We start from the raw sequence: 13,801 nt of genomic DNA on the forward strand, positions 1-13,801 counted from the left end.
TTCCGCTTCCCGGGCCGTCCGCGGCGGGGTGGCGGTGAAACGGGGAAGCCCGTGCCGGGCGGGCCACGTACCCTTTTCTGTTGTGCCGAACGCCAACGAAGACAACCCCAGTGCCCTGAGTCAGGTGCAGCGCCGCGCGGTCAGTGAACTGCTGCGGGTCGCTCCTGTCGCCGATGAGCTCGGACGCCGGTTCCAGGAGGCGGGCTTCCGCCTCGCCCTGGTCGGCGGGTCCGTACGCGACGCGCTGCTCGGGCGTCTCGGCAACGACCTCGACTTCACCACCGACGCGCGCCCCGAGGCCGTCCTGAAGATCATGCGTCCCTGGGCGGACTCGCTCTGGGACGTCGGCATCGCCTTCGGCACTGTCGGGGCGCAGCGCGACGGGTTCCAGATCGAGGTGACCACGTACCGCTCCGAGGCGTACGACCGGACCTCGCGCAAGCCCGAGGTCTCCTACGGCGACTCCATCGAGGAGGATCTGGTCCGTCGGGACTTCACCGTCAACGCCATGGCCCTGGCCCTCCCGGAGCAGGAGTTCGTCGACCCGCACGGCGGCCTGGAGGACCTGGCCGCCGGTGTGCTGCGGACGCCCGGCACCCCGGAGGACTCCTTCTCCGACGACCCGCTGCGCATGCTGCGCGCGGCACGGTTCGCCGCCCAGCTGGACTTCGAGGTCGCGCCGGAGGTCGTGTCGGCCATGAAGGCCATGTCCGACCGGATCGAGATCGTCTCGGCCGAGCGCGTGCAGGGCGAGCTGAACAAGCTGCTGCTGTCCGCCCACCCCCGCAAGGGCCTGGGCCTGCTGGTGGACACCGGTCTCGCCGACCGGGTCCTGCCGGAGCTGCCCGCCCTGCGGCTGGAGCGTGACGAGCACCACCGGCACAAGGACGTCTACGACCACTCGCTGATCGTCCTGGAGCAGGCGATCGACCTGGAGGAGGACGGCCCGGACCTGGTGCTGCGGCTGGCCGCCCTGCTCCACGACATCGGCAAGCCCCGGACCCGGCGCTTCGAGAGCGACGGCCGCGTCTCCTTCCACCACCACGAGGTGGTCGGCGCGAAGATGACCAAGAAGCGCATGACGGCGCTGAAGTACTCCAACGAGATGATCAAGGACGTGTCCCGGCTGGTGGAGCTGCACCTGCGCTTCCACGGGTACGGGGACGGTGAGTGGACGGACTCGGCGGTCCGGCGCTACGTCCGCGACGCGGGGCCGCTGCTCGACCGGCTGCACAAGCTGACCCGGTCGGACTGCACCACGCGCAACAAGCGCAAGGCCAACGCGCTGTCCCGTACCTATGACGGCCTGGAGGAGCGCATCGCGCAGCTCCAGGAGCAGGAGGAGCTGGACGCGATCCGGCCCGACCTGAACGGGAACGAGATCCAGCAGATCCTGGAGATCGGTCCCGGCCCGATGGTGGGCAAGGCCTACGCGTTCCTGCTGGAGCTGAGGCTGGAGAACGGCCCGATGGGCCGTGAGGCCGCGGTCGCGGCGCTCAAGGAGTGGTGGGCGGCTCAGGCCGCCCAGGCCTGAGGTGTGGTCGACGGCGGCGATGTTTCACGTGAAACATCGCCGCCGTCGCCGTTGCCGTCACCGGGACGGTGTTTCACGTGAAACATGGCCGCGCCGCAGGAAGCCGGCCGTGGCCGCGTAGAGGAGGGCCACGCTGACGAGCAGGGCGATCGACCTGCCGTCGGTGGGCAGCATGAGGGAGGCCACGGCGGCCGCCCCGACGAAGGCGACGTTGAAGAGCACGTCGTAGACGGAGAAGACCCGGCCCCGGAACTCGTCGTCGACCCGGGACTGCAGGACCGTGTCGGTGGAGATCTTGGCGCCCTGGGTGGCGAGGCCGAGGACGAAGGCGGCGACGAGCATCGGCCCGGTGGCGAAGAAGAGCCCCAGCGCGGGCACCAGCACGGCCGAGGCCGCCGCGCAGACGACGATCCAGCCCAGCGGGCCGAGACGGTGCACCAGCCAGGGGGTGACGAGGGCGGCCGCGAAGAAGCCGGCTCCGGACACCCCGACGGCGATCCCCAGCAGGGCCAGCCCGTCGGACTCGTTGTCCGACCAGGAGTAGCGGCAGAGCATCAGCAGCATCACGGTCAGGGCGCCGTAGCAGAACCGCATCAGGGTCATCGCGGTCAGCGCCCGCGCGGCCTCCCGGCGGCCGGCCAGGTGCCTGAGGCCCTCGGCCATGCCCCGGACCGTGAGGACGATCCCTTCGAGGGGCGAGGGATGCTCGGGCCCGCCCCGGTGGTCGGGCCCCAGGAGTCCGACGGCCAGGCGCAGGGAGACCAGGGCCGCGAACAGGTAGAGGGTGGCGCCGAGCAGGACGACGAGGGCGTTGGACCCCGAGGCCAGCAGCCGGACGAGGAAGGCCAGCCCGCCGCCGGCGACCGCCGCGAGCGTTCCGGCGGTGGGTGAGAGGGCGTTCGCGGTGACCAGCTGGTCGGCCCGGACGACGTGGGGCAGGGACGCGGCGAGCCCGGCGAGGACGAAGCGGTTGACCGCCGTCACGGACAGGGCCGAGGCGTAGAAGAGCCAGTCGGGGACGTGGACGACGACCAGTACGGCGGTCACACAGGCCAGCAGGGCCCGCAGCAGGTTGCCGTAGAGGAAGACCTGGCGCCGGCGCCAGCGGTCCAGCAGCACCCCGGCGAAGGGCCCGATGGCCGAGTAGGGCAGCAGCAGCACCGCCATGGCGGAGGCGATGGCCGCCGGCGAGGTCTGCTTCTCGGGGGAGAAGACCACGTACGTGGCGAGCGCGACCTGGTAGACGCCGTCGGCCGCCTGCGAGAACAGCCGCACGGCGAGCAGGTTGCGGAAGTCCCTCAGGCGCAGGAGTACGCGCAGATCACCTACGACGGGCATGAGGGCAAGGGTCACACACACCGAGGGTCCCCGGACACATCGTCCGGGGACCCTCGGTGGAAGAACGGTCGAAGACCAGGTGTCCTGAGGACCCCCGGGTCGACTAGCGCTCGACCTCGCCCTTGATGAACTTCTCGACGTTGGCGTAGGCCTCGTCGTCGAAGTACTGGACCGGCGGGGACTTCATGAAGTAGCTGGAGGCCGACAGGATCGGGCCGCCGATGCCGCGGTCCTTGGCGATCTTCGCAGCGCGCAGGGCGTCGATGATGACACCGGCGGAGTTCGGGGAGTCCCACACCTCGAGCTTGTACTCGAGGTTCAGCGGGACGTCGCCGAACGCGCGGCCCTCGAGGCGGACGTAGGCCCACTTGCGGTCGTCGAGCCACGCGACGTAGTCGGACGGGCCGATGTGGACGTTCTTCTCGCCGAGATCACGGTCGGGGATCTGCGAGGTGACGGCCTGCGTCTTGGAGATCTTCTTCGACTCGAGGCGCTCGCGCTCGAGCATGTTCTTGAAGTCCATGTTGCCGCCGACGTTGAGCTGCATGGTGCGCTCGAGACGGACACCGCGGTCTTCGAACAGCTTCGCCATCACGCGGTGCGTGATGGTGGCGCCGACCTGGGACTTGATGTCGTCGCCGACGATCGGGACACCGGCCTCGGTGAACTTGTCGGCCCACTCCTTGGTGCCGGCGATGAAGACCGGGAGGGCGTTGACGAAGGCGACCTTGGCGTCGATGGCGCACTGGGCGTAGAACTTCGCCGCCTCTTCGGAACCGACCGGGAGGTAGCAGACGAGGACGTCGACCTGACGGTCCTTGAGGATCTGGACCACGTCGACCGGGGCCTCGGCGGACTCCTCGATGGTCTGGCGGTAGTACTTGCCCAGACCGTCGAAGGTGTGGCCGCGCTGGACGGTCACGCCCGAGTTCGGGACGTCGCAGATCTTGATGGTGTTGTTCTCGCTGGCGCCGATGGCGTCCGAGAGGTCGAGGCCGACCTTCTTCGCGTCGACGTCGAAAGCGGCGACGAACTCGACGTCACCCACGTGGTAGTCGCCGAACTGGACGTGCATCAGACCGGGGACCTTGGACGCCGGGTCGGCGTCCTTGTAGTACTCGACGCCCTGCACCAGCGAGGCGGCGCAGTTGCCCACGCCGACGATGGCTACGCGAACCGAACCCATTCCGGTTGCTCCCTGTTTGTTCTCGGAACGAGGCCTGCGAGATACAGGCCTCACTTTGCAGTTTCGTCGGGCGGTCCGGGTCGTCTCCGATCCCGTCCCGCCCGCTCGCTCTCGATGAGCTCGTTGAGCCAGCGCACTTCACGCTCGACGGATTCCATGCCGTGCCGCTGCAGTTCGAGCGTGTAGTCGTCCAGGCGCTCCCGTGTACGGGCGAGCGAGGCGCGCATCTTCTCCAGGCGCTCCTCCAGCCGGCTGCGACGGCCCTCCAGTACCCGCATCCGCACGTCCCGTTCGGTCTGACCGAAGAAGGCGAAGCGGGCGGCGAAGGACTCGTCCTCCCATGTGTCGGGGCCGGTGTGGGACAGGAGCTCTTCGAAGTGCTCCTTACCTGCTGCCGTCAACCGGTAGACGATCTTGGCGCGGCGCCCTGCGAGTGAAGCGGCGAGAGCGTCTTCCGGGGCGTTCCCCGGTTCTTCGATCAACCAGCCGTTTGCGACCAGAGTCTTGAGGCAGGGGTAGAGAGTCCCGTAGCTGAACGCCCTGAACACCCCCAGCGAGGTGTTGAGCCGCTTGCGGAGCTCGTAACCGTGCATGGGGGATTCACGAAGCAGGCCGAGGACGGCGAACTCGAGGATGCCGGAGCGTCTGCTCATCCGCCTGCCCCTCTCTGCTTCGGAGTTTATGTCGAGCTGATGTATCGGCTCGATACATCCAGACGATAGAACGGGCTGCTCGAAGCGACAAGCGGTGACGTGGTGACCGGCGTCACATCACCGATTCGTACGACGCAAGTTGCCTGATTTGGGGTGAACTTCGGCACTGGTTGGGTTTTGGCCGTGCGTAGGCTGTGCGGCAGGACCACCGGGGGGAACCGGAATCACCTGCCGCTTCCAGGCCACTCGCCTGCCCGAGGAGTAGTCGTTCGATGAGCGAGCACCGCCGTAAACCGCCGCAGCCCCAGGGCGGCGGCCGCGCCGCGCCCCGCAGGGCCGTCCCACAGCGCCCCGGCCGGGGTGCCGGACCCGGCCGTGACGTCCCCGCGGCACCGCCCGGCGGACCGTATCCGGAGGCCGGGGCGCACGGGAGCCGAGCCGATGCCCGCCGGGCCGCCCAGCGGGTTCCCGCCGGCCGTGGACGCGCAGGCGGGAAGGGGGGCAGGGACGGAAAGGGCGGCGGCCGGTTCATCGACTACCCGCGCGCCGGCAAGGCCGGCTGGAAGCGCTTCGTGCCCTCCTGGAAGCTGGTCGGCGGTACCTTCCTGGGGTTCTTCGCCGTGATCTTCGCGGGTGCCGGCATCGGCATCGCCAGCGTGGGCACCCCGGACGCGAACAAGGCCGCCAAGGCGCAGAACAACGTCTTCCAGTGGGCCGACGGCACCCAGATGGTCGCCACCGGCGGCAGCACGAACCGGCAGATCGTCCCGATCGACCAGATCCCCCTGTCCATGCGGAACGCGGTGATCGCGGCCGAGAACGAGTCGTTCGAGACGGACAAGGGCGTCGACCCGATGGGTATCGCGCGCGCCGTGGTGAACATGGCCACCGGCGGCTCCACCCAGGGTGGCTCGACCATCACCCAGCAGTACGTCAAGAACACCTACCTCGACTCCGAGCAGACCCTGAAGCGCAAGGTCACCGAGCTCTTCATCGCGATCAAGCTGGGCGTCAGCGAGGAGAAGGACGTCGTCCTCGCCGGCTACCTGAACACCGCCTACTACGGGCGGGACGCGTACGGAATCCAGGCCGCCGCCCGCGCCTACTTCGGCAAGGACGCCAAGGACCTCAACCCGTCCGAGAGCGCCTTCCTCGCCTCCATGCTCAAGGGCCCCAACCTCTACAACCCGGACGGCGGCATCGGTCCCGCCGCCACCCCCGAGGCCAACGAGAAGCGCGCCCGGCTCCGCTGGGCCTGGGTGCTCGACCGCGAGGTCGCCGTGGGGCGCATGGCCCAGTCCGAGCGGGACAAGTACAAGGAGTTCCCCGCCCGGGTGGACTCCGAGCAGGCCCGCGGGATGTCCGGCCAGACCGGGTACCTCGTCGAGGTGGCCAAGCAGTACGTGATGAAGACCACCGGCATCACCGCCGAGAAGATGGCGCTCGGCGGCTACACGATCACCACCACCTTCGAGAAGCCCCGGGTGGACGCCCTGGTCAAGGCGGTGGAAGACACCCGCAACGACTTCCTCGACGAGAAGAAGCGGCCCCAGTACGACACCTACGTGCAGGTCGGCGCCGCCTCCGTGGACGTGAAGTCCGGAGCGATCGTGGCCCTGTACGGCGGGCCCGGCTGGGACCACAAGTACTTCGCCAACAACGCCAACACCTCCGGCGTCCCCGTCGGCTCGACCTGGAAGCCGTACGTCCTGGCGGCCGCCATGCAGTACGGCACGCAGAACTCCAAGGGATCGGGCATCTCGGTCGACAGCAAGTACAACGCCGACGACCGCACGGTGATCAACGACCGCTCGGGCAAGCCGCTGCTCGGCTCGGACGGCCAGCCGTTCCGGCAGAAGAACGAGAGCGAGTACCCGTACGGCTACGTGACCCTGAACGAGGCGATGGAGAAGTCCATCAACGTGCCCTTCGCGCAGCTCGTCTTCGACGTCGGCCACAGCAAGGTCCGCGAGGTCGCGAAGGCGACCGGGATCCTGGAGGAGTCGATGGACAAGAACAACAACGCCTCCTTCGCCCTCGGCACCTCGACGCCCAGCGCCATCCGCATGGCCGACTCCTACGCCACCTTCGCCGCCTCCGGCACCCACCGGGAGCCCTTCTCCGTGAAGAAGGTCGTCAAGGACGGCAAGGAGGTGCCCGGCTTCGAGCCGCCCAAGGAGTCCCGCGCCATGGACGACTCCATCGCGGACAACGTCACGAAGGTCCTGCGCAACGTCGTCGAGAACGGCACCGGCACCAAGGCGAAGAAGCTGGGCCGCCCCGCGGCCGGCAAGACCGGCACCACCGACCAGAACAAGTCGGCCTGGTTCGTCGGCTACACCCCGGAGCTGTCCACCTCGGTCACCCTCTTCCGCAACGACCCGACCTCCAAGAACAAGGAGCTCATGTCGATGAACCACGTGGGCGGGGTCGACTCCATCCACGGTGGTGACATCCCGGCGGCCATCTGGACCGAGTACATGCGCGAGGCCCTCAAGGGCACCCCGGTCAAGCAGTTCCCCGAGGCCGAGGACATCGGCGTCATCGCGGACGCGGCCGGCGCCCCCCAGCCCACCCCCTCGGCGGTACCGTCGCCCTCCGTCTCGGTGTCGCCCTCGCCCAGCACCTCGCCCTCGGTGTCCCCGTCGCCGTCCGGCAACGGCAAGCCGTCCTGCAAGCCCAGGCCCTGGAACCTGAACTGCGACCCGACGGTCACCGGCGGCGCGAACACCGGAGCCGACGCCGGGACCGGCCCCGGCGGCTCCCCGGACGGCGGCACCAGCACCATGCCGTCCCCGCCCACGCGCCCCGGCCGCCAGGGCGGCTCGAGCAACTGGGGCAGCATCATGGGCGCCTCCGGCTGACCCGGTCCCCGTACCGGACCCGGGAGGGCCGTCGCACACCGTGCGGCGGCCCTCCCCCGTGTACGCCGCGGTACGGCAGGATGGGCGCCATGACCAAGGTGCACGAGGACCGTCCCGTACCGCCCACCCAGCACGACGAGGTCGCCGCCGCCGGCAGCGAGTTCATCGGGGGGCCGGTCGGACGCCGCGCCCGGCTGGGCGGCCACTGGCTGAGCCCGGTCCGCGTCGTGGTCCTGGTGGCCCTCGGCATGTTCGCGCTCGGCATGGTCCAGAAGCTGCCGTGCTACGACTGGGCCTGGTTCCGGGGAGCGGGCTCGCAGTACACCCACGCCTGCTACTCCGACATCCCGCACCTCTACTCCGCCCGCGGCTTCGCCGACGGCCTCGTGCCCTACCTCGACCAGTTCCCGGACATCGTGACCGACCCGAAGTACGGCGGCATGCAGTACCTGGAGTACCCGGTGCTCACCGGGGCCTTCATGCAGGTCGCCGCCTGGATGACGCCCAGCGCCGGCTCCGTCCAGCACCGCGAGCAGATGTACTGGATGGTCAACGCGGGCATGCTGATGGCCTGCGCCGCCGTCATCGCCGTCTGCGTCGCGCGCACCCACCGGCGCAGGCCCTGGGACGCCCTGCTCCTGGCCCTGGCACCGGCCTTCGCACTCAACGCCACCATCAACTGGGACCTGCCGGCCGTGGCCCTCACCGCCGTCGCGATGCTGATGTGGTCGCGCGGCCGGCCCCTGCTCGCCGGCGTCTCCATCGGTCTGGCGACCGCGGCCAAGCTCTACCCCGTCCTGCTGCTCGGCGTGCTCTTCGTGCTCTGCTGGCGGGCCGGGAAGTGGCGGGCCTTCGGCGCCGCGGCCCTCGGCGCGGCCGCGTCCTGGCTCCTGGTGAACGGCCCCGTCATGTACTTCGCCTGGGACGGCTGGAAGCGGTTCTACGAGTTCAGCCAGGAGCGGCCCATCGACTTCGGCTCCGTCTGGCTGCTGATCTCCCAGCGCACCGGCAGCTCGCTCGAAGGGGCCAACACCTACGCGACCGGGCTCACCCTCCTGCTCTGCCTCGCCATCGGTCTGCTCACCCTGACGGCCCCCAGGCGCCCCCGCTTCGCCCAGCTGGCCTTCCTGGTCGTCGCCGCGTTCATCCTGGCCAACAAGGTGTACTCGCCGCAGTACGTGCTGTGGCTCGTCCCGCTCGCCGCGCTGGCCCGCCCCCGCTGGCGGGACTTCCTGATCTGGCAGGCGGGCGAGATCGCGTACTTCCTCGGGATCTGGTTCTACCTCGCCTACACGACCAGCGGGGACAAGCACCAGGGCCTGCCCCTGGAGGGCTACCAGCTGGCCATCACCGCCCACCTGCTGGCCACGCTGTACCTGTGCGCCGCCGTCGTACGCGACATCCTGCTGCCCGAGCGCGACGTCGTACGGCGCGACGGCTCGGACGACCCCTCCGGCGGCGTCCTGGACGGCGCCGAGGACGTCTTCACCCTCTCGGAAAGGGCGAAGGCGCCGCGGTACGCGGCGCCTTCGGAGGGACAGCGGGTCGCCTGGGGCGTGGACCCCAGGGACTGACCGGGCCGGCGGGCCCGGGGACCGGCTCAGGAGTCGAGCACCCGGTCGAACTGCGTCGTGGTGTGGCGCAGGTGGGCCACCAGCTCGTCCCCCACCTTCGGCTCGGTCGCGTCCGAGGGCACGAACAGGATCGACACCTGCATGTGCGGCGGCTCGGCGAACCAGCGCTGCTTGCCCGCCCAGACGAACGGCGACAGGTTCCGGTTGACCGTGGCCAGACCGGCCCGGGCGACGCCCTTGGCGCGCGGCATCATCCCGTGGAGGGCCTTGGGGGCCTCCAGACCCACACCGTGGGAGGTACCGCCCGCGACCACGACCAGCCAGCCGTCGGAGGCGGCCTTCTGCTGGCGGTAGCCGAAGCGGTCGCCCTTGGAGACCCGGGTGACGTCCAGGACCGAGCCCCGGTACTGGGTCGCGTCGTGGTCGCCCAGCCACAGGCGGGTACCGATGCGGGCCCGGAAGCGGGTCTGCGGGAACTGCTGCTGGAGCCGCGCCAGCTCCTCGGCCCGCAGGTGGCTGACGAACATGGTGTGCAGCGGCAGCCGGGCCGCGCGCAGCCGGTCCATCCAGCCGATGACCTCCTCGACGGCGTCCGAACCGTCGGGGCGGTCCAGCGGCAGGTGCAGGGCGAAGCCCTCCAGCCGGACGTCCTCGATCGCCGACTGGAGCATGCCGAGGTCCTGCTCCGAGATGCCGTGGCGGCGCATCGAGCTCATGCACTCGATGACCACGCGGGCCCCGACCAGGCCGCGGACCCCGTCCACCGAGGCCACCGAGCGGATCACCCGGTCGGGCAGCGGCACCGGGTCCTCACCGCGCCGGAACGGGGTGAGGACGAGCAGGTCGCCGCCGAAGTGGTCCTTGATGCTCGCGGCTTCGTACGTGGTGCCGACGGCCAGGATGTCGGCGCCCATCCGGGTCGCCTCCTCGCACAGCCGCTCGTGGCCGAAGCCGTAGCCGTTGCCCTTGCAGACCGGGATCAGACCGGGGAACTGGTCCGTGATCTGCTTCTGGTGCGCACGCCAGCGCGCGGTGTCGACGTAGAGCGTGAGCGCCATGCCCGTCCGGAACCTCTCTCGAAAAACAGCTGGGTCAGCGGCGCGACATGTAGATGTCGAGCGCCTTGTGCAGCACCTTGTTGAGCGGGAAGTCCCACTCGCCGACGTACTCGACGGCCTCGCCGCCCGTACCGACCTTGAACTGGATGAGGCCGAACAGGTGGTCGTTCTCGTCCAGCGTGTCAGAGATGCCGCGCAGGTCGTAGACGCTGGCACCCAGCGCGTACGAATCGCGCAGCATGCGCCACTGCATCGCGTTCGAGGGGCGGACCTCGCGCTTGTGGTTCGCGGAGGCGCCGTACGAGTACCAGACGTGCTGCCCGACGGTGATCATCGTGGCGGCGGCCAGCGGCTCGCCCTCGTGCTTGGCGATGTACAGGCGCATGCGGTTGGGGTCCTCGGAGTTGAGGGCCGTCCACTGGCGCTGGAAGTAACTGAGCGGGCGCGGGCGGAACTTGTCGCGCTCGGCGGTGATCTCGTAGAGGTACTGCCAGGTCGGCAGGTCCTCGTACCCGCCCTGGACGACCTCGACGCCGGCCTTCTCGGCCTTCTTGATGTTGCGGCGCCACAGCTGGTTGAAGCCCTTGAGGACGTCGTCCAGGGAGCGGTTGGCCAGCGGGACCTGGAAGACGTAGCGGGGCTGGACGTCGCCGAAGCCGGCGCCGCCGTCCTCGCCCTGCTGCCAGCCCATGCGGCGCAGCTTGTCGGACACCTCGAAGGCGCGCGGCTCGATGTGCGAGGCCTCGACGTCGCGCAGGCGCTTGACCTCGGGGTCCTGGATGCCCGCCTTGATGGCGGCCGAGTTCCAGCGGCGGATGACGACGGGCGGACCCATCTTCACGGTGAAGGCGCCCTGCTGCTTGAGGTGGGCCAGCATCGGCTGGAGCCACTCGTCCAGGTTCGGGGCGTACCAGTTGATGACCGGGCCCTCGGGGAGGTACGCCAGGTACCGCTTCACCTTGGGCAGCTGGCGGTACAACACGAGCGCGACACCGACGAGTTCGCCGTTCTTGTCGAACCAGCCGAGGTTCTCCGAACGCCACTCGTTCTTGACGTCGGCCCATGCCGGGACCTGGCAGTGGCTAGCCGAAGGCAGGCTCTGGAGGTACGCCAGATGCTGCTCTCGGCTGATGGTGCTCAGGGACAGGCTCATGCGGGGTGTCTCCTCCGGCGGCTTCGCTGCTATGGCGCGAAGCCTACTGCGACGGTGGCGCCACCCATCTGGGGGACAGGCCGGTGCCTGGGCCGGAGGGAGGCCGGCGCCCCGCCGCGGAGTTCCCCCGGTCAGCCCAGCCAGCCGCCGAAGAGGCCGCCGTGTGCCATTCCGAGCATGAAGCCGATGGCAGACGCGCCTAGGCCGATGATCAGCGCGAAGCGTTCGCGGGTGGTGGCGGAGATGAACTGTCCGTACAGCCCGGTCCCGATCCCGATCAGCCCGGCCCAGGAGCTGAGCAGGTGCAGATCGTGGAAGAACGCAGTGACGAACGCCACGGCGCCGAGGACCAGGGTGACCACCATGAGGGTGTCCTGGACGGGATGGGGCTTGCCGTCGGTGGAGAAGAGGGAGATCGGCGGGGGCGAGGACTGGCCGTGCATTGCCTGTGCCATCGGAAGGCACCTCCTGGCTGACGCAGAGCGGTGCGCGCGGCACCGCCTCCGGCCTGGGGCGGGGGGCACGGCACCGGACACACCCGATGGATACAGATTGTGGCCCTCTCCTGCCGGATTTCAACCGGAAGGACGCGAGCAGGTAGTCTGTACAGCTGCGCGGTGTCTGCTCTCGGACGCCGTGCGCACGCATCACGACCCTCCTGCCACGGAACGACCGTGGCCGCTGAGTCCAAAGGAGGTGGGTTCCACATGCGTCACTACGAAGTGATGGTCATCCTCGACCCCGATCTCGAGGAGCGCGCTGTCGCCCCTCTGATCGAGAACTTCCTTTCCGTCGTCCGTGAGGGCAACGGAAAGGTCGAGAAGGTCGACACCTGGGGCCGTCGTCGTCTCGCTTACGAGATCAAGAAGAAGCCCGAGGGCATCTACTCGGTCCTCGACCTGCAGGCCGAGCCTGCGGTCGTCAAGGAGCTCGACCGCCAGATGAACCTGAACGAGTCGGTTCTCCGGACCAAGGTCCTCCGCCCCGAGACCCACTGAACTCCGGTTCAGCGGTAATCGGGACCGAGTAGCACAGCAGCCCAGCAGCAATCCCCGCCGAGAGGTTCATCCATGGCAGGCGAGACCGTCATCACGGTCGTCGGCAATCTCGTCGACGACCCCGAGCTGCGCTTCACCCCCTCGGGTGCGGCGGTCGCGAAGTTCCGTGTCGCGTCCACCCCCCGCACCTTCGACCGTCAGACCAACGAGTGGAAGGACGGCGAGAGCCTGTTCCTGACCTGCTCGGTGTGGCGGCAGGCGGCTGAGAACGTCGCCGAGTCCCTTCAGCGGGGCATGCGCGTCATCGTGCAGGGCCGGCTGCGGCAGCGGTCCTACGAGGACCGTGAGGGTGTCAAGCGCACGGTCTACGAGCTGGACGTCGAGGAAGTCGGCCCCAGCCTGAAGAACGCCACGGCCAAGGTCGCCAAGACCACCGGTCGCGGTGGCCAGGGTGGATACGGCGGCGGTCAGCAGCAGCAGGGCGGTGGCGGCGGCTGGGGCGGAGCCCCCAGCGGCGGGCCCCAGGGCGGCGGAGCTCCCTCCGACGACCCGTGGGCGTCCAGCGCGCCGGCCGGCGGCCAGCAGGCCGGCGGCGGGGGCGGCTGGGGCGGAAGCTCCGGCGGCTCCGGCGGCGGCTACTCGGACGAGCCGCCCTTCTAGGGCAGCTCCATCCAAACTTCTTGATCACACAGGAGAGACACAATGGCGAAGCCGCCTGTGCGCAAGCCTAAGAAGAAGGTCTGCGCGTTCTGCAAGGACAAGACCGCGTACGTGGACTACAAGGACACGAACATGCTGCGGAAGTTCATTTCCGACCGCGGCAAGATCCGTGCCCGCCGCGTTACCGGCAACTGCACGCAGCACCAGCGTGACGTCGCCACGGCCGTGAAGAACAGCCGTGAGATGGCGCTGCTGCCCTACACGTCCACCGCGCGATAAGGAAAGGGTGACCGACTAATGAAGATCATCCTGACCCACGAGGTCTCTGGCCTCGGCACCGCCGGCGATGTCGTCGACGTCAAGGACGGTTACGCTCGCAACTACCTGGTCCCGCGTGGTTTCGCGATCCGCTGGACCAAGGGTGGCGAGAAGGACGTGGCGCAGATCCGCCGCGCCCGCAAGATCCACGAGATCGCGACCATCGAGCAGGCCAACGAGGTCAAGGCCAAGCTCGAGGGCGTGAAGGTCCGTCTGGCCACCCGCGCGGGTGACGCCGGTCGCCTCTTCGGTTCCGTCACCCCGGCCGACATCGCTTCCGCGGTCGAGGCTTCCGGTGGCCCGAAGGTCGACAAGCGTCGCGTGGAGCTGGGCTCCCCGATCAAGACCCTCGGTTCGTACCAGGTCTCCGTGCGTCTGCACGCCGAGGTCGTCGCGAACGTGGGCATCGAGGTCGTCGCCGCCTAAGGGCAGCGCGTGAAGGGCCGCACCCTCCGGGGTGCGGCC

13 protein-coding genes are annotated in these 13,801 nt (G+C 69.3%); 7 read left to right on the plus strand and 6 right to left on the minus strand.

From position 1 onward, the window contains the following. Nucleotides 1–82: 82 nt before the first annotated feature. The gene (locus D1J60_RS17600) at nt 83–1,534 is read left to right on the plus strand and encodes a CCA tRNA nucleotidyltransferase (protein ID WP_125821731.1); all 1,452 of its coding nucleotides are present in this window, start codon (nt 83–85) and stop codon (nt 1,532–1,534) included. A 57-nt stretch (nt 1,535–1,591) separates the two neighbouring features. Here the strand turns inward: D1J60_RS17600 and D1J60_RS17605 are convergent, their stop codons facing one another. From D1J60_RS17605 to D1J60_RS17615, 3 genes are all read right to left on the minus strand, one after another. Then, nucleotides 1,592–2,872 (minus strand): MFS transporter, encoded by a 1,281-nt coding sequence (locus tag D1J60_RS17605; RefSeq protein ID WP_125821732.1) that lies wholly within the window; start codon nt 2,870–2,872, stop codon nt 1,592–1,594. 103 nt (nt 2,873–2,975) lie between these two features. Then, on the minus strand, nt 2,976–4,058 hold the full coding sequence (locus tag D1J60_RS17610; RefSeq protein WP_125595634.1) for an inositol-3-phosphate synthase: 1,083 nt from the start codon (nt 4,056–4,058) through the stop codon (nt 2,976–2,978). Between the two features lie 50 nt (nt 4,059–4,108). Continuing rightward, complete coding sequence (locus tag D1J60_RS17615) at nt 4,109–4,711, minus strand: PadR family transcriptional regulator (RefSeq protein ID WP_007265248.1); 603 nt, start codon at nt 4,709–4,711, stop codon at nt 4,109–4,111. A gap of 572 nt (nt 4,712–5,283) precedes the next feature. On the opposite strand from D1J60_RS17615, the gene D1J60_RS17620 reads away from it, so the two are divergent. Next, complete coding sequence (locus D1J60_RS17620) at nt 5,284–7,575, plus strand: transglycosylase domain-containing protein (protein WP_241253304.1); 2,292 nt, start codon at nt 5,284–5,286, stop codon at nt 7,573–7,575. Between the two features lie 89 nt (nt 7,576–7,664). Next, nucleotides 7,665–9,149, plus strand: a complete 1,485-nt coding sequence (locus tag D1J60_RS17625) for a glycosyltransferase 87 family protein (RefSeq protein WP_125821734.1) — start codon at nt 7,665–7,667, stop codon at nt 9,147–9,149. Between the two features lie 26 nt (nt 9,150–9,175). Here D1J60_RS17625 and D1J60_RS17630 read toward each other — a convergent pair whose 3' ends face one another. The 3 genes from D1J60_RS17630 to D1J60_RS17640 form a co-directional block, all read right to left on the minus strand. Further along, complete coding sequence (locus D1J60_RS17630) at nt 9,176–10,207, minus strand: alanine racemase (protein ID WP_125594111.1); 1,032 nt, start codon at nt 10,205–10,207, stop codon at nt 9,176–9,178. A gap of 34 nt (nt 10,208–10,241) precedes the next feature. Further along, nucleotides 10,242–11,360 carry a peptidoglycan bridge formation glycyltransferase FemA/FemB family protein gene (locus D1J60_RS17635; protein WP_007265252.1) on the minus strand — a complete coding sequence of 373 codons (1,119 nt, stop codon included), beginning with the start codon at nt 11,358–11,360 and terminating at the stop codon, nt 10,242–10,244. Between the two features lie 131 nt (nt 11,361–11,491). Beyond that, complete coding sequence (locus tag D1J60_RS17640; protein WP_206436536.1) at nt 11,492–11,815, minus strand: hypothetical protein; 324 nt, start codon at nt 11,813–11,815, stop codon at nt 11,492–11,494. 252 nt (nt 11,816–12,067) lie between these two features. On the opposite strand from D1J60_RS17640, the gene rpsF reads away from it, so the two are divergent. From rpsF to rplI, 4 genes are all read left to right on the plus strand, one after another. Further along, complete coding sequence (gene rpsF / locus D1J60_RS17645; protein WP_007265254.1) at nt 12,068–12,358, plus strand: 30S ribosomal protein S6; 291 nt, start codon at nt 12,068–12,070, stop codon at nt 12,356–12,358. 72 nt (nt 12,359–12,430) lie between these two features. Beyond that, nucleotides 12,431–13,018, plus strand: a complete 588-nt coding sequence (locus tag D1J60_RS17650; protein ID WP_125594109.1) for a single-stranded DNA-binding protein — start codon at nt 12,431–12,433, stop codon at nt 13,016–13,018. 42 nt (nt 13,019–13,060) lie between these two features. Then, on the plus strand, nt 13,061–13,297 hold the full coding sequence (gene rpsR / locus D1J60_RS17655) for a 30S ribosomal protein S18 (RefSeq protein ID WP_005315025.1): 237 nt from the start codon (nt 13,061–13,063) through the stop codon (nt 13,295–13,297). An 18-nt stretch (nt 13,298–13,315) separates the two neighbouring features. After that, nucleotides 13,316–13,762 carry a 50S ribosomal protein L9 gene (gene rplI, locus D1J60_RS17660; RefSeq protein WP_125594108.1) on the plus strand — a complete coding sequence of 149 codons (447 nt, stop codon included), beginning with the start codon at nt 13,316–13,318 and terminating at the stop codon, nt 13,760–13,762. Nucleotides 13,763–13,801 lie beyond the last annotated feature (39 nt).

This window comes from Streptomyces sp. W1SF4, assembly GCF_003950035.1.
Taxonomy (GTDB): domain Bacteria; phylum Actinomycetota; class Actinomycetes; order Streptomycetales; family Streptomycetaceae; genus Streptomyces; species Streptomyces racemochromogenes.